Raw genomic sequence first — 18,057 nt, 5'->3', positions numbered from 1 at the left:
TGGGGTGTATGTATGCGCTAATGTATACATCAATGCATACCGGATGACGAGAGGTCGACATGACACAGCAGCGGATCCCGGCACCGGCGCTCCGGGCGTTCGGCACCCGGGTGCTCCTGGCCCTCGGCGTCCCCGAGACCGACGCCGCCCTGGTGGCCGACAGCCTCGTGCAGGCCGACCTCTGGGGCCACCAGTCGCACGGCCTCCTGCGGCTGCCCTGGTACGCCGCGCGGCTGCGCTCCGGCGCCATGCGCGCGGTCACCGACGCCGCCGTCCTCTCCGACACCGGGCCGCTGGTGCTGCTCGACGGCCGGGACGGGATCGGGCAGGTGCTCACCGACCAGGCGCGCCGGCTGGCCGGCGAGCGGGCGCGCTCCCACGGCGTGGGCGTCGTCGGGGTGCGCAACTCCAACCACTTCGGCACGGCCATGTACTTCACCCGCCGGGCGGCGCGCGACGGGCTGGTCTCCGTCCTCACGACCAACGCGAGTCCCGCGATGGCGCCGTGGGGCGGCCGCGAGAAGGTGCTGGGCACCAACCCGTGGTCGATCGGGGCGCCCGGGCCGGACGGCCGGGTCGTCGCCGTGGACATCGCGAACACCGCTGTGGCCCGTGGCAAGATCTACCTCGCCGAGAACCGCGGCGAACGCATCCCGGGGACCTGGGCACTGACCGCAGACGGCGCGCCTACCACCGACGCGGCGGAGGGGGTGCTCGGGGTGATCCTGCCGATGGCCGGGCACAAGGGCTACGCGATCACCTTCCTGATGGACGTGCTGTCCGGCGCGCTGACCGGCAGCGCCGTGGGCACCGGCGTGCACGGGCCCTACCAGGCCGACCGGCCCAGCGGGTGCGGCCACCTGTTCCTCGCGTTGGACCCCGACGCCTTCGGCGACCGCGCCGGGTACGAGGCCCGCGTGCGGCAGCTGATCGACGAGGTGAAGGCCGTCCCTCTCGCCCAGGGCTTCGACGAGGTCTTCTACCCCGGCGAGGTGGAGGACCGCGCCGAGGCGGCGAACCTGGCGGCCGGCGGGGTGGTCCTCGCCGAGCAGTCGCTGGCGGACCTGCGCGCCCTGGGCGACGGGGCCGGCGTGCCGTTCCCTGCGGACGGGGCGCGATGACCACCGGCCCCGAGAGCTCCGGGCTCGCCACCGACCTCAGCAAGGCCGACCTCGTCCACCGGCGGCTCAAGGAGGAGATCGAGCTCGGCGAGCTGGCACCCGGCACACCGTTGTCGGAGCTCTGGCTCGTCGAGCGCACCGGCGCCTCCCGGACGCCGGTCCGCGAGGCGCTGCGCCGGCTGGCGGCCGAGGGCCTGGTCGACCTGGTGCCCCGGCAGGGAGCGCGGGTGTCCCGGGTGTCCCTGCAGAGCGTGCGGGACCTGTTCGACTTCCGCTCGCTGCTGGAGCCGGCGGCCATGCGCCAGGCGACCGAGGCCGCCGCGGCCGATCCGGAGCTGCGCCGCGCGTTCACCGCGATGCGCGCGGAGTTCGCGCGGATCCAGCGCCGCGCGCCGTCGCAGACCCGCTCCCGCGCGTTCTACGACGTGGCCGACCGGTTCGACTGGGCGATCATCGGCGCCACGCGCAACGAGCACCTGCGCCGCACCATCGCCGAGCTGCGGCCGCACACCGCCCGGCTGCGCAACCTCTCGCACGTGGACCCGCAGCGCGTGGAGGTCTCCGTCGCCGAGCACCTGGACATGTGCGACGCGCTGCTCGCCGGGGACGCCGACGCGGCGGCGGCCTCGATCGCCGAGCACCTGGCCCAGAGCCTGCGGACGATCTTCCGCAACCTCGCACGGGGCCCGGGCGAGGGCCTCGACCTCCTCGGCTGAACTACGCGCCTCGAGCGTCGATCGCCCACACGTCGACGAGGACGTCCCCGCTGACGACGTGGGCGACGTCGAAGAGGTTGATCGAGGGGTCGCAGTGCGGGACGCCGCACTCGATCCGCGCACCGGTGGGGGGCCGGTGGCCGGAGGTGAAGTCGAGCCGGCCGTGCAGGTACTCCACGTCCATCAGCGCACAGCTCCCGCACTGCACCTCGCTCAGGACGGGGTCCCGCAGCTCCAGCACGAGCGAGCCGGTGCTGCCGCCGGTGATGATCGGCGCTGCCGGGAGCAGGTCCGCCAGCGCTTCCCGGTGGCGCGTCACCAGGCCCCGGAAGTCCGCGTGCTCCCGTGCCCGCGCGGCCGGATCCCGCAGGTGGGAGAGGTGCCCGGCGTACAGCTGCAGTCCGCCGAGGGTCAGCCCGGGCAACTGCTCGACCTGCTGGGCGGGCTGACGCGCCTCGTCGACGGAGCCGCAACCGGACCGGCCTCTGCCCGTGTCGATGTCGATGAGGACCTCGGCAGCGGAGCCCCTGGCGGTGAGCGCACTGCTCATCCGCTGCGCGGTGACCGCGTCGTCCACCACGAGCGTCAGCTCGCAGCCCGTCGCGCGCAGCTCGGCGACCCGGCCCAGGTTGGTGTCCGAGAAGACGATGGACGTCAGCAGGACGGACGTGTCCAGCGCAGCGAGGACCTCGGCCTCGCCGACGGTCGCCGCACAGAACCCGTTCGCTCCGAACTCGATCTGCAACCGGCTGATCTCCAGGCACTTGTGGGCCTTGAAGTGGGGACGGTGGGAGACGCCCGTGCCGTGGAGGAGGCGGCGCACGGCGGTCATGTTCGATCGGAGGGCGTCCCGGTCGATGACGAGCGCCGGGGTCGGGAGGCGGTCGCGAGACCCCCGCGCACCGATGACGGGTCGTGTGCTCGGTGAGGTGATGACGTCTCCCGTGCCTGCTGCGACCGCACTCGACCGCAGAAGCAGACGAGGTGTCCTCAGTACGAGGCCTTGACCGCCAGGACCGGGCAGTGCGCGTCGAGCAGGATGCGCTGGGCCTGGCTGCCCGTGATCAGCTTGCCGGTCGGCGTGCGCCGGCGCAGGCCGATGACGAGCAGGCTGGCCTTGACCCGGTCGGCGATCTCGACGAGCTCGTCGGACGCGTCGTGGCGGCCCAGCTGCTGGGCGATCTCGTACACGACGCCGGACTCGTCCAGCCTCGACCGGACCGCCGCGAGCGCGTCCTCCGAGGCGAAGCGGCTGTCGACGAGCGAGTCGCCGCGCGAGGTGTTGACGACGTGCAGCGGCTCCTGGCGCAGGCGGGCCTCGCTGATGCCGGCGTCCAGGGCGGCCTCGCCCTCGGGGGTGGGGACGTAGCCCACGACGATGGTCATGCGGGCAGCCTCACGTACCCCGCCCGACCCGTCAGCCTTGCGGCCCTATCGGACGTTTCGGTCGTTGCGTGCACGTCCGCGGGGGGTGAAGCGGCGCTCCGGCCGGCCGGCCGTCCCGTACTTCTGCCGGACGTCGGCCTCCTGCTGCGCGACCAGCTGCTCCAGGTACCGCCGGGCGCTCACCCGGGCCAGCCCGGTCCGCTCGCTGCACTCGGTCGCGGACAGGCCGTCGGGCCCGGCGGCGGCGAGCGTCTCGCGCACCAGGTGCAGCGTCTCGGCTGCGATCCCCTTGGGTGGCGGCGCCGGCCGCTCGGCCCTGCTGCGCGCGAGGCCGAAAACCCGGTCGACGTCGACCTGGCCCGCCTCCCCGAGCTCGCTGAGGTCGTCCCGCAGCGCCGCGTAGTCGCGCAGCCGCGCCTCGAAGGTCGCCCGGTCGAACGGCTTGACCAGGTAGTGCAGCACCCCGCCGTGGAAGGCGCTGCGGATGCTCTCGACGTCCCGTGCGGCGCTGATGACGATGACGTCGACCGGCGACCCGGCGGTACGCAGCCGGCGCAGCATCTCCAGCCCGGTCATGTCGGGCAGGTAGACGTCGAGCAGCACGAGGTCCGGCTGCAGCCGGCCGACCTCGGCGAGCGCCTGGGCACCGGTCGACGCCGTTCCGACCACCTCGAAGCCGTCGAGGGCGGTCACGAACCCGGAGTGCACCTTGGCGACCATGAAGTCGTCGTCGACGATGAGGACGCCGATCATGCGTCCACCAGCGCGCCGTCGAGGGTCTCGTCGTCGGCCGGGAGGCGGGCGGTGAAGACCGAGCCGCCGACCGAGGTGGCCGTCACGTCCCCGCCCCGGCGGGTGCAGACCAGGTGCACGAGTGACAGGCCGATCCCCCGCTCCCCCGACGCCGTCCCGCCCTTGGTCGAGACGCCCCGGCGGAAGATCTCCCTTTCCATCCCGGCGGGCACGCCCGGGCCGGAGTCCCGCACGACCACGTCGACCTCACCGTCGACGACGCCGAGTCCGACCTCGACCCAGCGCTGCGGCGCGCTGGAGGCCGCGTCCATCGCGTTGTCGATCAGGTTCCCGACGACGGTCGCCACGTCGGTGCTCAGCCCGTCGCCGAGCGCCGGCAGGGCGGAGTCGGGGGCGATCCGCAGGTCGACGCCCAGTTCCGCGGCCTGGCTGGCCTTCGCGATGAGCAGCGCGGCGATCGAGGGGTCCCGGACCGCTTCCGCGACGACCTGGCTGAACTCCGAACGGCTGGAGCTGACCCGGTGGACGAAGCGCACGGCCTCGTCGGCCTCCCCCAGCTCGATCAGCCCGGCGATGGTGTGCAGCCGGTTGTCGAACTCGTGCGCCTGGGCGCGCAGGGTGTCGGTGACGTGCCGGGTGAGATCGAGCTCGCGCCGCAGCTCCAGCAGCTCGGTGCGGTCGCGCAGCGTGGTGACCGAGCCGATCGGCTCGCCGCGGCTGGCGATGGGCAGCCGGTTCAGCACCAGCACCCGCCCTCCGCTGGCGACCGCGCGGTCGCGCGCCACGTCCGAGGACAGCAGCGCGTCGCGCAGCTCCTCCCCCACCCCGAGGTCGGTCAGGGTGCGGCCGAGGGCGTTCCCCGGCGTGCCCAGCAACCGGATGGCCTCGTCGTTGATCAACGTGACCCGACCCTGCAGGTCCAGCCCCACCACCCCCTCGCGGATGCCGTGCAGCATGGCGTCCCGGTGCTCCACCAGACCGGCGATCTCCGGCGGCTCCAGGCCCAGCGTCTGCCGCTTCACCCGCCGGGCGACCAGCAGCGACCCGCCGATCCCGATGACGCTGGCCACCCCGAGGTAGGTCAGCAGGTTCGGGGCCGCGGACGCCAGCCCGTCCATGATCGACGGGTACGGCCGCTGCACCGACACGAACCCCAGGATCCGCCCGTCGTCCGCGTAGACCGGCGCCATCGCCCCGGCCGCCGGGTCCCCGTCCAGCGGGCGCTCCCCCGTCCACGACCGGCCGGTCAGCACGGTGCTGTCCCCGACGTCGAAGCGGGCGCCGAGCTCCTCCGGGTCCGCGGTCGCCAGCACGGTCCGGTCGGCGCCGGCCACCACGACCGACGCCGAGTCGGAGTTGCTGCGGGCGACCTCGGCGGCCACCCGCAGGTAGCGGACCGCGCCGGCCGCCATCGCCTCGCGGGTGGCCTGCGCGTTGGCGAGGGTCTCCGCCACGACCAGCGCACGGCGTCCCTCGACCTCCTGGGCCCGTCGGGTCGACTGCGCCACGGTGACCGCGGTGACGCCGACGAGGACCACGCAGATGATGACCACCTGCAGTGCCAGCAGTTGGCCGGCCAGCGAGAGCCGCCGGGTCACGTGCATCTCCTGACATCGGGACGGGGTGCAGAGTCCAGCACGGTGGCCGCCGCGACGGAAGCGTGGACACAACGACCACAAAGCCCATTGCGCACGCAAGGGTGACACGGGCCACAGCCGCCGCCATCTTTCCTTCAACCAGCGGGAACCCGCCGGACTCACAGGAGGAACCCAGATGCGCACTGCTTCCATGCGGAGGCTGACCGTCGGCGCCGTCGCCGCCGGCCTCGTGCTCACCGGCTGCGGCACCACGGCGGAGGGCGGCTCGGCCGCCGGCGGCGGGACCGCGGACGGTCCGATCAGCGGTCTCCGGGTCATGGTCCCCAACTCCCCGGGCAGCGGCTACGACACCACCGCGCGGGCGTGGGCCCAGGTGCTCGAGGACGAGGGGCTCGCCGACTCGATGGAGGTGTTCAACCTCGAGGGCGCCGGCGGCACCGTCGGTCTGCAGCGCCTGGTCAACGAGAAGGGCAATGCCGAGCTGCTCATGCAGATGGGCCTCGGCGTCGTCGGCGCGCAGTACAGCAACCAGTCCGAGGCGACGCTGGACCAGACCACCCCGATCGCCAAGCTGATCGAGGAGGCGGAGGCGATCGTCGTGCCGGCGTCCTCCCCGTTCCAGACCGTCGACGACCTGGTCACCGCGTGGAAGGCCGACCCCGGCAACACACCCGTGGGTGGCGCGTCCAACCCCGGCGGTCCCGACCACCTGACGCCGATGCTCCTGGCCGAGGAGGTCGGCGTCACGCCGTCCGACGTCAACTACGTCGCCTACGACGGCGGCGGCGAGCTGCTCGCCGGCATCCTCGGCGGGGACATCGCCTTCGCCGCCACCGGGATCGGCGAGGTGACCGAGTCGGCCGCATCCGGTGACGTGCGGATCCTCGCGGTCTCCACCGAGGAGCCCGTCGAGGGAATCGACGCACCGACCCTCACCGAGGAGGGCATCGACCTCGTCTTCACCAACTGGCGGGGCATCGTGGCCGCCCCGGACATCACCGAGGAGGAGACGCAGCGACTCGTCGACGCGATCACCGAGATGCACGGCAGCGAGGCGTGGCAGCAGATCCTCACCGACCAGGGCTGGGCGGACTCCTTCCAGACCGGCGAGGAGTTCAGCAGCTTCCTGAACGAGGAGAGCGCGCGGGTCGAGTCCGTGCTGAGCGGGCTGGGGCTGGCGTGAGCACTGCCCCCACGGGCAGCAGCACCGAGGAGCAGGGCCGCTCCGAGTACGGGGTGGCCCTGTTCCTCGGGGCGATCGGTCTGCTCGTCATCGTCTCCGCGCTGCTGCTCCCCGAGAGCCGGATCGCCCGCGGGCCGGTCGGCCCCGGCGCGGTGCCCGTCGTCGTCGGCGCCCTGCTGGTCATCGTGAGCGTCTTCCTGGCCCTGGACGTGCGGCGCGGCGGCCGCGGTGAGCCCGAGGGCGGCGAGGACATCGAGCTCGGCGGCGGCACCGACTGGCGCACCGTCGCCCTCCTCGCAGTCGCCTTCCTCTCGAACGCGCTGCTGATCGAGCCCCTGGGCTGGCCGCTCTCGGGCGCCATCCTCTTCTGGGGATGCGCGTTCGCGCTGGGCAGCCGGCACTACGTGCGTGACGCCGCCATCGCCCTCGTCCTCGGCGTGGGTTCCTGGTACCTGTTCGTCCTCGGACTCAACATCAGCCTGCCGGTGGGCGTGCTGGAGGGGATCCTCTGATGGACGCCTTCTCCAGCCTGGCCGACGGCTTCGCCACGGCCCTGACGCCGAACAACCTCATGTTCGCGCTGCTCGGCGTCCTGCTGGGCACCGCCATCGGCGTCCTGCCCGGCATCGGCCCGGCGATGACCGTGGCGCTGCTGCTCCCCCTCACCCGCGGGCTCGACGTCACCACCGCCTTGATCATGTTCGCCGGCATCTACTACGGGGGCATGTACGGCGGCTCGACGACGTCGATCCTGCTGAACACCCCCGGGGAGAGCGCCTCGGTCGTGACCGCGATCGAGGGCAACAAGATGGCCCGGGCCGGTCGGGCCGCCCAGGCACTCGCCACGGCGGCGATCGGCTCCTTCGTGGCCGGCACCCTCGCCACCCTCGCCCTGGCGCTCGTGGCCCCGACGGTCGCCGACCTCGCCGTCGAGATCTCCCCGGCCGACCGGTTCGCCGTGATGGTGCTCGCGTTCATCGCGGTGACCTCGGTGCTCGGCAGCTCGCGGGTCCGCGGCCTGGCCTCCTTGGGGCTCGGCCTGGCGATCGGGCTCATCGGCATCGACGCCACGTCGGGCCAGCAGCGGCTGACGTTCGGCGTCGCGGAGCTCGCCGACGGCATCGACGTCGTCGTCGTGGCGGTCGGCCTCTTCGCCGTCGGTGAGGCGCTGTGGACGGCGGCGCACCTGCGCCGGCGGCCGATCGAGGTCATCCCGGTCGGCAACCCGCGGATGAGCCGCTCGGACTGGCGACGGTCCTGGAAGCCGTGGCTGCGCGGCACCGCGATCGGTTTCCCGTTCGGCGCGGTCCCGGCCGGTGGGGCGGAGATCCCGACCTTCCTCTCCTACGTCACGGAGAAGAAGCTGTCCAAGCACCCGGAGGAGTTCGGCAAGGGCGCCATCGAGGGCGTCGCCGGCCCGGAGGCGACGAACAACGCCTCGGCCGCCGGTGGCCTGGTACCGCTGCTGACCCTCGGCATCCCGACCACGGCGACCGCGGCGGTCATGCTGGCCGCGATCTCCAGCTACGGCATCCAGCCCGGCCCCCGGCTGTTCGACACCGAGCCGGAGCTGGTCTGGGGCCTGATCGCCAGCCTGTTCATCGGCAACACCGCGCTGCTGGTGCTGAACCTGCCGCTCGCGCCGTTGTGGGCGCGGCTGCTGCGGATCCCGCGCACGTACCTGTACGCGGGCATCCTGTTCTTCGCCAGCCTCGGGGCGTACGCGGCCAACGCGAACACCTTCGACCTGTTCCTGCTGCTGGTCATCGGTGCGCTGGGCTTCATGATGCGGCGCTTCGGGCTCCCGCTCCTGCCGGCGATCATCGGCGTGATCCTCGGCCCGTTCGCCGAGGAGGAGATGCGCCAGGCACTGCAGCTCAGCAACGGCCGGGTCAGTGGGCTGTTCGAGCCGATCGCGGTCGTCGTCTACGTCATCGTCGCGCTGATCCTGCTCTTCCCGCTGGTCAAGCGCCTGCTGCCGAAGAAGGCGGCGCCGGCGGTGCTCACCGAGGTCGTGCACGACATCGAGGAGGCGCACCACCACCACGGGCTGACCAGCGCGATCTCGGTCGAGCGGCACGTGGCGACCGGAGGCGCGCCCGAGCAGGGGGCGGACCTCCCCGCTCCGCGGGGAGCCGACGACGGCCGGTCCGTGGACCCGGAGCGGCCCGACCGCTGAGCCGAGCCGCCGCACCACCACGCAGCCCCCGCCGGGGACCCCTGGCGGGGGCTGCGTGCAGTGCGGGCACGGGCGGGCACGCGGCGACCCACCCTTGACGACATTTCTTGTCAGGAGCAGGCTCACCCCGTGCGAGCCGTCGACGTCATCAGCGATCCGGGTGCCGCGGCCGTGGCGCTGGACCCGGTACGCGCCCGGCTCCTCGCCGAGCTCCGCACGCCGGCGTCCGCCGCGGCACTGGCCGACCGCGTCGGCCTGAGCCGGCAGAAGGTCAACTACCACCTGCGCCGGCTGGAGGACCACGGGCTCGTCGAGGTGGCCGACACCCGGCGCTGGGGTGGACTGACCGAACGGCTGCTGGTCGCCTCCGCCGCCGGGTACCTGGTGTCACCCGGTGCGCTCGGCGACGCGGCCGCCGACCACACGCGCACCCGGGACCGGCTGTCGGCGGCCTACCTCGTCGCCCTGGCCGGACGCGTCGTCCGCGAGGTCGGCGGGATGGCCGCGCGTGCGCGTCGCGCCGACACGGCCGTGCCGGTGTTCGCGCTGGACGCCGACGTCCGCTTCGCCTCCCCGGCCGACCGCGCCGCGTTCGCCGAGGAGCTCGCGGCGACGGTCACCCGGCTCGCCGCCCGGTACCACGACCAGGACGCGCCGGACGGCCGGTGGCAGCGCGTCCTGCTCAGCGTGCACCCCGTCCCCGCCGACGTCCCCGTCGGCCACCCTCCCGAGGAGCTCTGGTGACCCGCTACGACCCCGACGAGCCGACCGCCCGCGTCTCCGCGCACGAGATCGAGGTGCCCGGCGACCCGATGGACGTGTGGCGGGCCATCGCCACGGGACCGGGCATCGCCACCTGGTTCGTGCCCGCCGAGGTGGACGAGCGCGAGGGCGGCCGGATCGTGACCCACCACGGGCCGTACGGCAGCTCGGAGGGGGTCGTCACCGCCTGGGAGCCGCCGCACCGCTTCGCCTACGAGGAACGGGACTGGGACCCGGAGGCTCCCGACGCGCCGCCGTGGGCGACCGAGCTGCTCGTCGAGGCGCGGGACGGCGGCACGTGCGTCATCCGGCTGGTCAGCGGCTTCTTCACCGACGGCGAGGGCTGGGAGGACCAGCTCGAGGGCACCGACGAGGGATGGCGCGGCGCGCTGCGCAACCTGCGCCTCGCCCTCACCCACTTCCCCGGACGACCGGCGGCGTCGCTGCTCGTCCTCGGCTCCGTCCCCGACCGCTCCCCCGACGACGTCGGCCGGGAGCTGCTCGCCGCGCTCGGCCTGGCCACCGCCCGGATCGGTGACCAGGTCGAGCTGGACGCCGGAGCGCCCGCCACCCGGGGCACGGTCGTGGACGTCGAGTCCCGGGCGGTCACCCTGCTCGTCGACCGGCCCTCCCCGGGCTTCCTCGAGCTCGCCACCTTCGACTACGGCGGCGCGACGGCTGCCGTGCGCGGGTACCTCTTCGGTGAGGGCGGCGCCGAGACGGCGGCCCGGGAGGCACCGCGCTGGACGGCCTGGCTGACCGGCCACGTGCCCGGGTTCACCCCGATGACGTGAGGGGGTCCGTCCTCGCCTCCCCGAGGGCCCGCCGCATCAGGGCCCGGGTCAGGACCACGCCGTCCAGGTCCACCGTCTCCTCGGCGACCTGCCGGAAGCCGGCCCGCTCGAACACCGGGACGGCGCGCCAGGAGGCGTGGGTGACCAGCTCCCGCAGCCCGGCGGCGACCGCCGCCCGCGCGACGGCGTCGAGCAGGAGGCGGGCGACGCCGCGCCCACCGTGCCGGGGATCGACGAACAGCTGGTCGACCTCGCCCTCCTGCAGGACGCCGACCCGGTGCAGCGCGACGCTGGCGAAGCCGGCGACGTCCTCGCCGTCGACCGCCACGAAGGTCGTGGTCGCCGTGACCAGCCACCGGTGGCCCTCCCGGGTCCGCCGGGCGGCCCACGCCGCCCGCTGGCGGTCGTCGTAGTGGCCGACCGCCGAGCTCGCGATCGCGTCGAGGCTCAACCGGTGGAGGGCGTCGGCGTCCCCGACCCGGGCCCGGCGGACCACCACGGGAGGCATCCCGCCATGGTGCACCCAGGTTCCGCTCAGGGTCGGCCACCCGGGACGGATCAGGGCCGGTTCCGGGTGTTCCCTCATGGTCCGGCAGGCCCGCGGTCGGCACGCTCGTGGCATGACATCGACACCGCACCCCGGCCCCTCCTCCGTGCCCGCCGGGCAGCAGCCCCCGCTCCCGTACCGGCAGCTGCGCCGCAGCCGCAGCGAGAAGATGCTCGGCGGCGTCTGCGGCGGGCTCGGTGAGTACAGCGGCATCGACCCGGCCCTCTGGCGGGTCGGCATGGTCGCGCTGACCGTCGCCGGCGGCGCCGGCGTGGTCGTGTACCTGCTGCTGTGGGTGCTGATGCCGCCCGCGCCCGCCGACCCGGCCCGCCCCGACACCCGTCTGGACCAGGCCGTCGACAGCCTCCACGAGAAGCTCACGGGCCCCCGCTCCGCTCCCCCCGCCGTCTGACCGGGAGGATGCGGGGACCCCGGGACCCGGCCCCCGACCTCCCCCGGGTCGGGGGCCGCGGTACGTCCGGGCGGGACGGATGACGCCCTGGCACCCCCGCCATGACGCGGCGCGTCCGCACCCGCCGGGCCGCCGACCGGCGGGCGCCCGCCCGGGGCCGCCACACCCCCGCGTCATCCCGGCGCCTCCAGGCCCTCTTCAGAGCGTGGTCCCAGCAGGCCGAGCCGAGGCCTGATCGACGAGGGACCGTCACCGCTCCCCGGGACCGCGGCGTGGTGACGAGGCGGCCCCTGACCCCGGCCGGCCCACCGCCACGTGTCCCCGCATCCCCCGCGGGGGCACGTGGCCCCCTCCCTGGCGGGCGGTCAGCCGTCGCCGCGCAGCCCGCGTTGCACCATCTCGTAGCTGGACAGGACCTCCAGGAGGAAGTCCGACGCCGCTCCCGCCACCGCCGGCCCCTCCTCGGCGGCCGTGTCCGCCAGCACCTCGATCAGCACGTCGTGGTGCACCCGGACGAGGTCGAGGAGCCCGAGCCCGGCCTGGAGGGCGGCCCGGCCGATCTCGTACCCGGCGTTGAGGGCGGACTCCTCGCGCCGGGCCAGGTACCGCAGGAACGCGGCCCGGTAGTCGCGGAGCACCCCGTCGCGGCTCACGGGCCACGGACCGCAGGGCCGGCCAGCCGCCAGTCCAGCAGCGCCAGCCCCTCCTCGAGGTCGAGCGCGGTCGACACCGCGCCCGTGTGCAACCCGAGCCGGACCATCGCGAACGCCACCTCGGGCTGGATGCCGACGATGACGGTGGCCGCGCCCCGCAACCGCGCCATCTCCCCGATGTCCCGCAGCGTCCGGGTGGCGAAGGAGTCGAGCACGTCGAGGGCGGCGACGTCGATGACCACCCCGCGGGCACGCTCCCGGCCGATCCGCTCGACCAGGTCACGCTGGAATACGACCAGCTGGGAGTCGTCCAGGGCCGTGTGGATCGAGGCGATCAGGCACGAGCCCTGCCGCAGGATGGAGAACAGCCGCGGGGACGACGTCACGGCCCGCCCGCCCCGCCGCGCCGGGTCACGGTGAACCCGAGCAGCCGCTCGGCCTCCTCCAGACCGCCCTGCAGGTCACCGATGGTGTCCATCTTGCTGAGGTCGACACCGATGGTGACGAGGGTCTGGGCGATCTCCGGCGACAGCCCGGTGATGATGACGCTGGCCCCCATGAGCCGCGACGCGTCCACCGTCTGCACCAGGTGGTTGGCCACCGCCTCGTCCACGTCGGGCACACCGGTGATGTCGACGACGACGACCTTCGCGCGGTGCGTCCGGATGCCGGTCAGCAGCTGCTCGGTCAGCTGCCGGGCCCGCTCCCGGTCGAGCACGCCGATGATCGGCAGGATCAGCAGTCGTTCCCGGACCGGCAGCACCGGGGTGGACAGCTCCCGGATGGAGTCCTGCTGCTGGCGGATCACCCGCTCCCGCTCGTCGACGAAGCTGACGGCCACGGTGTTGGCGATGCGGTTGGCCGCGGGCTCGTAGGCGTCGAGCACCCGGTTGAGCACGAGCATGTCGCCCTGGTACTTCTCGAACAGCGACCGGGCCAGGACGTCGCGGAGCAGCAGGACGATGCCGACGACCTCGTGGGTCTCGACCCCGCGCGGGATGATCCGCTCGGAGAGGTCCCGCGCGTAGTGCTGCAGCTCCTCGACGCTGCCGGTCTCGAGCACCTCGACGTAGTTGTCGTAGACCGACGTCGTCTCGGCCACCATCTCCGAGGCCGTCATCGCCTGGAGCAGGTGGGCGCCGTGGATGCGGCCGACCCACTCCTCGCGCAGCCGGGTGCGGTGCTCCCGCAGGTGGGCGACGAGCTGCGGGAGGAGTCCGTCGTCCTCCTCCGTCGTCCGCGCGGCCGCGCTCTCGGTGGTCGCCGAGCCGGTCACGGCGCCGTCCTCCCTGGTGGTCATCCGACCTCCCGCCACTTGGTCATGATCACGGTGGTGCCGCGGCCGCGCTCGGACGCGATCGCGAACTCGTCCATCAGCCGCCGAGCACCGGGCAGGCCGAGGCCCAGCCCGGAGTAGGTGCTGTAGCCGTCGCGCAGCGCCTCGGCCACGTCCGCGATGCCGGGTCCCGAGTCCCGCGCGGTGATCCGGATGCCCTGCCGCGGCTGGTCCAGCAGCTCCACCAGGACCTCCCCGGCGTCGGCGAAGCGCACGATGTTGCGGACCACCTCGGAGACCGCGGTGGCGATCTCGGTCAGCTCGGTCGGCGAGAACCCGATCCCGGCAGCCGCCTCGCGCGCGGCCTGGCGGGCCGCGACCACGTCGGAGTCGGTCCGGACGGCGACCCGGACCTCGTCGTCACGATCGCGTCCCCGGCCCATCAGCGGCCCGCTGAGCCGGGCGCACAACTCGCACTCCAGCAGGTGGTGCGCCGCGTCGACCTCCCGCTGCCGGCGCCGGTCCCCGCTGGAGACGGCCAGCAGCACGGGGCGGCAGCGCCCCGTCGGCGGCTCGACCCGCTCGACGGCGAGCAGGTACTCCACGCGCAGCCGGGCGCGGGTGCGGTTGAGCTGGGCGGCCACCGCCCCCGCGGTGGACCCCAGCTCGGCGGCGAGGGAGCGGGTGTCCTGCCCGGACACCTCGTGGGCGAGGAGCGTCCGGCGTTCCCGCTCGGACAGCCGGGTGAGCGCCTCGGCCATCGCCACGCGGTCCTCCCGGGCCAGGACGCCCTCGTCCGGCGACTGCGACGGCCGGAGGTCGACGACCCGGTGCTGGTGCCGCCGCTGCCGGTCCTGGTCCCGCCACATGGACGCGACGACGTTCCGGGCGGTGACGATGGCATAGGGCTCGAGCATCCCGGGTTCGATCCGGCCGGCGGCACCGAGGACCCGGGCCAGCGTCTCCTGGACCAGGTCGTCCGCGGTCGCCTGGTCCGGCGCCCGGGCGGCGACGATCCGCCGGACGATCGGGATGAGCGCCGCGATGTCCAGCGACCCGACACCGTCGGGCGCACCGCCAGCAGGCTCCGGGGCCGGCATGCGGGGAACGGTACCGCCGGCGCCTGCCCGCCGCGGGTCGCGCGCTGCCGAACAGGCCGTCACCCCGCGGCGCGGCCCGCGCGGTCTGCGGCCAGGAGACCGGCGCGGAGCCGCTCCGCCGTGCGGCGGCGCTGCTCGGCCCGCTCCCGGAGCACCTCTGCGAGGGCGGCGTTGCCCGAACGGGCGGCCCTGCGGTCCAGGACGGCCGCCGTCTCCAGGTGCAGGGCGATCCGGCGCAACTGGTCCAGCACGTCGCGGCGACGGGCGAGGGACGGCACCCGCGGCGCCCCGTCGGTGCGCGGGTCCGGTGGCTCGTCGTCCGCACGGGACACGCCGTCGGGGATCACGTTCGCACCTCTCGGTCGCCGGGACGGGCTGGCCTGCACCGATGAGGACGCCCGGCCGGCCGCTCCATGACGCGGCAGCCGCCGGCGGCGACGCGGCGGATGCGACGCCAGAAGATCGCGCGCCATCCGTCGTTCGGCTGCAGCCGGGCCGTCGGGTGCCGAGAACGACTTCGACGTGCCCGCCCGGCCGGGCCGGCACGTGGGACGGAAGCGCCGCAGCGGTTCCGGCGGCGATCCAGGGGCGATGGAGGACGACACATGAGGCGCCGCAACAGCAGCCCGGACCGGGCGGTGCTGCCCCCCGCGGAGATGCCCCGCGACGTCGAGGCGGTGGAGCGGGTCATCGCCGTCCTCGACCGCGGCGTCGCCGGTCCGGTGCACGCGCACCAGACGATCACCGAGACCCTCGTCGACGCCCTGGGGCTGGCCTACGGAGCCTCGTGGCTGCCGGGTCCAGACGGCGCCTTCCACCTGAGCGGCGAGTCCGGGGAGCTGGCGCGCGCCATGTCCTCCGCGACCCCGCGGATCACCCGGATCTCCGGGGCGGACGGCTACGGCGGGCAGGCGATCGGGACCAAGCAGGCCGTGGTCATGGACGCCGACACCGACACCGCCACGTGCCTGCGCTGGGGCGCCGCCCTGGCCGCCGGCGCGGCCCGCGGCTGCGTCCTCCCCACGATCGAGAACGGCCAGGTCACCGCCCTCTACGAGTACTACGGCCGCAGTGAGCTGCCGTTCTTCGGCGGCCGCGAGGAGAAGTGGGACTCGCTGGGCCGCCTGGTCACCCACGCCCGCAAGGCCGCGCTGGCCAAGGCGTCGCTGCAGGAGACGCTGGACGACCGCGAGGCGGTGACCACCGTGGTCACCGAGATCGGCGCCGCCCGGGACCAGCAGCAGGCGCTGCGGATCGCGCTGGACACCGTCCGGGAGGCCTTCGGCTGGGCCTACGGCTCGTACTGGGCGCTGGACCCGGCGGCCAACGTCCTGCGGTTCCAGCAGGAGTCCGGCTCGGCCGGTGAGGAGTTCCGCAAGGTCACCCTGGCCGCTTCCTTCGCCGAGGGGGTCGGCCTGTCCGGGCGCACCTGGCGCTCCCGGGACCTGTACTTCGTCCGCGACATCGGCGAGATGACCGACTGCTGCCGGGCCCCGGCCGCGCAGCGCGCCGGGGTCAAGTCCGGCGTGTGCTTCCCGCTGATGGTCGGCGGACGGGTGGTCGGCACGATGGACTTCTTCGTCGCCCACACCATCGAGCTGTCCGACTCACGGGCCTCCGCGCTGCGGAACGTGCAGCAACTGGTCTCCCAGCGGCTGGACGTGCTGCGCCGCAGCGAGGAGTCCGCCGCGAACGCCCGGGAGCTGCTGGACACCGTCGCCCGGCTGCGCGAGGCCGCCGACGACGCCGGGCGGGTCGCGGAGAGCGCGGTCAGCCAGGCCCAGACGATGACCCAGGAGGTGCTCTCCCTGGACGAGGCGTCCGCCGCGGTCGGGGAGGTCATCCGGATCATCTCCGGCATCGCCGACCAGACGAACCTGCTCGCGCTCAACGCCACCATCGAGGCCGCCCGCGCCGGCGAGCTGGGCAAGGGCTTCGCCGTGGTGGCCAGCGAGGTCAAGGACCTGGCCCGGGAGACCGCCAACGCCACCCAGAAGGTCTCCGCCCAGATCGCCGGCATCCAGGCCAGCAGCCGCGCGGTCGCCGACGGCATCCACACCACCAGTGAGGTCATCGGCCGGCTCGACGTCGTCCAGGCGCGCATCGGTGAGGTGCTGGAGGAGCAGGCCCGGATGGCCTCGGCCCTGACCACGACCGGCTGACCGCCCGGCCGGACGGGTGCACCTCACTCCCGCGAGGGGGTTCCGCGCCCGTCCGGCTGGGCATGATCACGGCCATGCGCCTTCCCAAGCCCCGGGGCCCGCTGAGCGCCGCACTGGTGACCGACCTCGCCGCCGGTTCCGCGCTCGGCGCCCGCACGACCACCGCCGCGGAGGCCGCGCTCGCCTCGGCTCGCGACGTCCTCACCGACGACGACCTGCAGCTGGGCCTGGCGATCTGCTACGAGCTCCACTACCGCGGGTTCGACGGCGTCGACGACGCGTGGGAGTGGGACCCCGACCTGCTGCGGCTGCGCGGCCGCCTCGAGGAGCGGCACCTCGCCGCCCTGCGGGAACTGGCCGGGGACGTCGAGGTCACCGAGGACCCGGTCGACCAGCAGCTCACCGCCCTCATCGCGGCCGACGACGGCCCGTCGCTCTCCCGGTACCTGGCCCGGCACGGCACCCTCGAGCAGTGGCGGGAGTACCTGACCCTGCGGTCGGTGTACCACCTCAAGGAGGGCGACCCGCACACCTGGGCGATCCCCCGCCTGGGCGGGCGGAGCAAGGCCGCGCTCGTGGAGATCCAGGCCGACGAGTACGGCGGGGGCGTGCCCGGGCGCATGCACAGCCAGCTGTTCGCCGGGATGATGGGCGACCTCGGCCTCGACGCCGGGTACGGCGTGCTGTGGGACGACGCTCCCGCCGTGGCGTTCACCGCGGTCAACACGATGTCCCTGTTCGGCCTGCACCGGCGCTGGCGCGGGGCCTGCCTGGGGCACCTGGCCGCGGTCGAGATGACCTCCTCGGAGCCCAGCCGCCGGTACTCCTCCGGGCTGCGCCGGCTGGGCTTCGGGGACCGCACCACCGTCTTCTACGACGAGCACGTCGAGGCGGACGCGGTGCACGAGCAGATCGCCTCGGTCGACATGTGCGGCTCGCTGGTGGCCGAGACCCCGGCGCTGGCCGCCGACGTCCTCTTCGGGGCCCGCTGCTCCCTCGTCCTGGACGGCCTGGCCGCCACCCACCTGCTCGGCGCCTGGGAGCAGGGCCGCTCCGGCCTCCGGGACGAGGCAGCTCAGGCAGCGTGATCAGGTGTCGGCGCTGTCCGCGTCGCGGAAGATGCGGGCGGCCGGGCGGGGGCGGGCCGGGGCGCTGCCGGAGTGGAAGCCGGCCCGCTTGTGCGTGCCGTCGCAGAACGGCTTGATCCCCGACTTGCCGCACCGGCACAGCGCGACGGTCTTGCGGCCGGGGTCGATCTCGTTGCCGTCGGTGTCGACGAGCCGGAAGTCGCCGCGGACGATCAGCGGCCCGTCCCGGTAGGGCGTGATGGTCGCGGTCGGCTCGTCGGGCGGCGGGAGGTCCCGCACCAGCTCGTCGGAGACATCGGCGGACTCCTGGGGGTCCGTGCTCAACCC

The 18,057-nt window shown here is 74.2% G+C and carries 21 protein-coding genes; 10 read left to right on the top strand and 11 right to left on the bottom strand.

All coding sequences use genetic code 11. The annotated features are described in order from the left end of the window. The first annotated feature begins 59 nt into the window (after positions 1 to 59). Positions 60 to 1,121 carry an Ldh family oxidoreductase gene (locus HL189_RS07815; RefSeq protein ID WP_369133128.1) on the top strand — a complete coding sequence of 354 codons (1,062 nt, stop codon included), beginning with the start codon at positions 60 to 62 and terminating at the stop codon, positions 1,119 to 1,121. Then, positions 1,118 to 1,837, top strand: coding sequence for a GntR family transcriptional regulator (locus HL189_RS07810; RefSeq protein ID WP_369133127.1), 720 nt, complete (start codon positions 1,118 to 1,120; stop codon positions 1,835 to 1,837). The genes HL189_RS07815 and HL189_RS07810 overlap by 4 nt, the downstream gene beginning before the upstream one ends. 1 nt (position 1,838) lies before the next feature. On the opposite strand, the gene HL189_RS07805 is transcribed toward HL189_RS07810, so the two are convergent. The 4 genes from HL189_RS07805 to HL189_RS07790 form a co-directional block, all read right to left on the bottom strand. Further along, a complete protein-coding gene (locus HL189_RS07805; RefSeq protein WP_369133443.1) occupies positions 1,839 to 2,696 on the bottom strand; it encodes an alanine racemase in 858 nt (285 codons plus the stop codon). 131 nt (positions 2,697 to 2,827) lie between these two features. Next, positions 2,828 to 3,223, bottom strand: a complete 396-nt coding sequence (locus HL189_RS07800; RefSeq protein ID WP_369133126.1) for a universal stress protein — start codon at positions 3,221 to 3,223, stop codon at positions 2,828 to 2,830. Between the two features lie 45 nt (positions 3,224 to 3,268). Then, positions 3,269 to 3,976: a response regulator gene (locus tag HL189_RS07795; protein ID WP_369133125.1), complete on the bottom strand. Its 708-nt coding sequence runs from the start codon at positions 3,974 to 3,976 to the stop codon at positions 3,269 to 3,271. Next, the gene (locus HL189_RS07790; protein ID WP_369133124.1) at positions 3,973 to 5,574 is read right to left on the bottom strand and encodes an ATP-binding protein; all 1,602 of its coding nucleotides are present in this window, start codon (positions 5,572 to 5,574) and stop codon (positions 3,973 to 3,975) included. Before HL189_RS07790 ends, HL189_RS07795 begins: the two co-directional genes overlap by 4 nt. A gap of 175 nt (positions 5,575 to 5,749) precedes the next feature. On the opposite strand from HL189_RS07790, the gene HL189_RS07785 reads away from it, so the two are divergent. The 5 genes from HL189_RS07785 to HL189_RS07765 all read left to right on the top strand — a co-directional run bounded on the left by HL189_RS07785 (position 5,750) and on the right by HL189_RS07765 (position 10,492). Then, complete coding sequence (locus HL189_RS07785) at positions 5,750 to 6,757, top strand: Bug family tripartite tricarboxylate transporter substrate binding protein (protein WP_369133123.1); 1,008 nt, start codon at positions 5,750 to 5,752, stop codon at positions 6,755 to 6,757. Beyond that, on the top strand, positions 6,754 to 7,269 hold the full coding sequence (locus HL189_RS07780) for a tripartite tricarboxylate transporter TctB family protein (protein ID WP_369133122.1): 516 nt from the start codon (positions 6,754 to 6,756) through the stop codon (positions 7,267 to 7,269). The genes HL189_RS07785 and HL189_RS07780 overlap by 4 nt, the downstream gene beginning before the upstream one ends. Continuing rightward, entirely contained in the window at positions 7,269 to 8,936 is a 1,668-nt protein-coding gene (locus tag HL189_RS07775) for a tripartite tricarboxylate transporter permease (RefSeq protein ID WP_369133121.1), read from the top strand. Before HL189_RS07780 ends, HL189_RS07775 begins: the two co-directional genes overlap by 1 nt. A 129-nt stretch (positions 8,937 to 9,065) precedes the next feature. Further along, complete coding sequence (locus tag HL189_RS07770; protein ID WP_369133120.1) at positions 9,066 to 9,680, top strand: ArsR/SmtB family transcription factor; 615 nt, start codon at positions 9,066 to 9,068, stop codon at positions 9,678 to 9,680. Then, positions 9,677 to 10,492: an SRPBCC domain-containing protein gene (locus HL189_RS07765; protein ID WP_369133119.1), complete on the top strand. Its 816-nt coding sequence runs from the start codon at positions 9,677 to 9,679 to the stop codon at positions 10,490 to 10,492. Before HL189_RS07770 ends, HL189_RS07765 begins: the two co-directional genes overlap by 4 nt. On the opposite strand, the gene HL189_RS07760 is transcribed toward HL189_RS07765, so the two are convergent. Next, on the bottom strand, positions 10,476 to 11,000 hold the full coding sequence (locus HL189_RS07760) for a GNAT family N-acetyltransferase (protein ID WP_369133118.1): 525 nt from the start codon (positions 10,998 to 11,000) through the stop codon (positions 10,476 to 10,478). The genes HL189_RS07765 and HL189_RS07760 overlap by 17 nt on opposite strands. Positions 11,001 to 11,112: 112 nt before the next feature. On the opposite strand from HL189_RS07760, the gene HL189_RS07755 reads away from it, so the two are divergent. Then, positions 11,113 to 11,451 (top strand): PspC domain-containing protein, encoded by a 339-nt coding sequence (locus HL189_RS07755; protein WP_369133117.1) that lies wholly within the window; start codon positions 11,113 to 11,115, stop codon positions 11,449 to 11,451. A 365-nt stretch (positions 11,452 to 11,816) separates the two neighbouring features. Here the strand turns inward: HL189_RS07755 and HL189_RS07750 are convergent, their stop codons facing one another. Genes HL189_RS07750 through HL189_RS07730 form a run of 5 tightly spaced genes read right to left on the bottom strand, consistent with a single transcriptional unit; the run spans position 11,817 to position 14,827 of the window. Beyond that, positions 11,817 to 12,104, bottom strand: coding sequence for a phosphatase RsbU N-terminal domain-containing protein (locus tag HL189_RS07750; protein ID WP_369133116.1), 288 nt, complete (start codon positions 12,102 to 12,104; stop codon positions 11,817 to 11,819). Then, positions 12,101 to 12,490, bottom strand: coding sequence for an STAS domain-containing protein (locus HL189_RS07745; protein WP_369133115.1), 390 nt, complete (start codon positions 12,488 to 12,490; stop codon positions 12,101 to 12,103). Before HL189_RS07745 ends, HL189_RS07750 begins: the two co-directional genes overlap by 4 nt. Beyond that, positions 12,487 to 13,404, bottom strand: a complete 918-nt coding sequence (locus tag HL189_RS07740; protein WP_369133114.1) for an STAS domain-containing protein — start codon at positions 13,402 to 13,404, stop codon at positions 12,487 to 12,489. Before HL189_RS07740 ends, HL189_RS07745 begins: the two co-directional genes overlap by 4 nt. Beyond that, positions 13,401 to 14,480 carry a sigma-70 family RNA polymerase sigma factor gene (locus HL189_RS07735; RefSeq protein ID WP_369133113.1) on the bottom strand — a complete coding sequence of 360 codons (1,080 nt, stop codon included), beginning with the start codon at positions 14,478 to 14,480 and terminating at the stop codon, positions 13,401 to 13,403. Before HL189_RS07735 ends, HL189_RS07740 begins: the two co-directional genes overlap by 4 nt. Before the next feature lie 59 nt (positions 14,481 to 14,539). Continuing rightward, a complete protein-coding gene (locus tag HL189_RS07730; protein ID WP_369133112.1) occupies positions 14,540 to 14,827 on the bottom strand; it encodes a hypothetical protein in 288 nt (95 codons plus the stop codon). 258 nt (positions 14,828 to 15,085) lie between these two features. Here HL189_RS07730 and HL189_RS07725 point away from each other — a divergent pair, with 258 nt between their 5' ends. After that, positions 15,086 to 16,642, top strand: coding sequence for a methyl-accepting chemotaxis protein (locus tag HL189_RS07725; RefSeq protein WP_369133111.1), 1,557 nt, complete (start codon positions 15,086 to 15,088; stop codon positions 16,640 to 16,642). Positions 16,643 to 16,716: 74 nt separating this feature from the next. Further along, positions 16,717 to 17,730, top strand: a complete 1,014-nt coding sequence (locus HL189_RS07720; protein ID WP_369133110.1) for an iron-containing redox enzyme family protein — start codon at positions 16,717 to 16,719, stop codon at positions 17,728 to 17,730. Here HL189_RS07720 and HL189_RS07715 read toward each other — a convergent pair whose 3' ends face one another. After that, positions 17,731 to 18,054: a CDGSH iron-sulfur domain-containing protein gene (locus HL189_RS07715; RefSeq protein ID WP_369133109.1), complete on the bottom strand. Its 324-nt coding sequence runs from the start codon at positions 18,052 to 18,054 to the stop codon at positions 17,731 to 17,733. Between the last annotated feature and the right edge of the window lie 3 nt (positions 18,055 to 18,057).

Origin of the sequence: Modestobacter sp. I12A-02662, assembly GCF_041028325.1 — a bacterium.
Taxonomy (GTDB): domain Bacteria; phylum Actinomycetota; class Actinomycetes; order Mycobacteriales; family Geodermatophilaceae; genus Modestobacter.
This window is presented reverse-complemented; position numbering and strand designations above follow the sequence as displayed.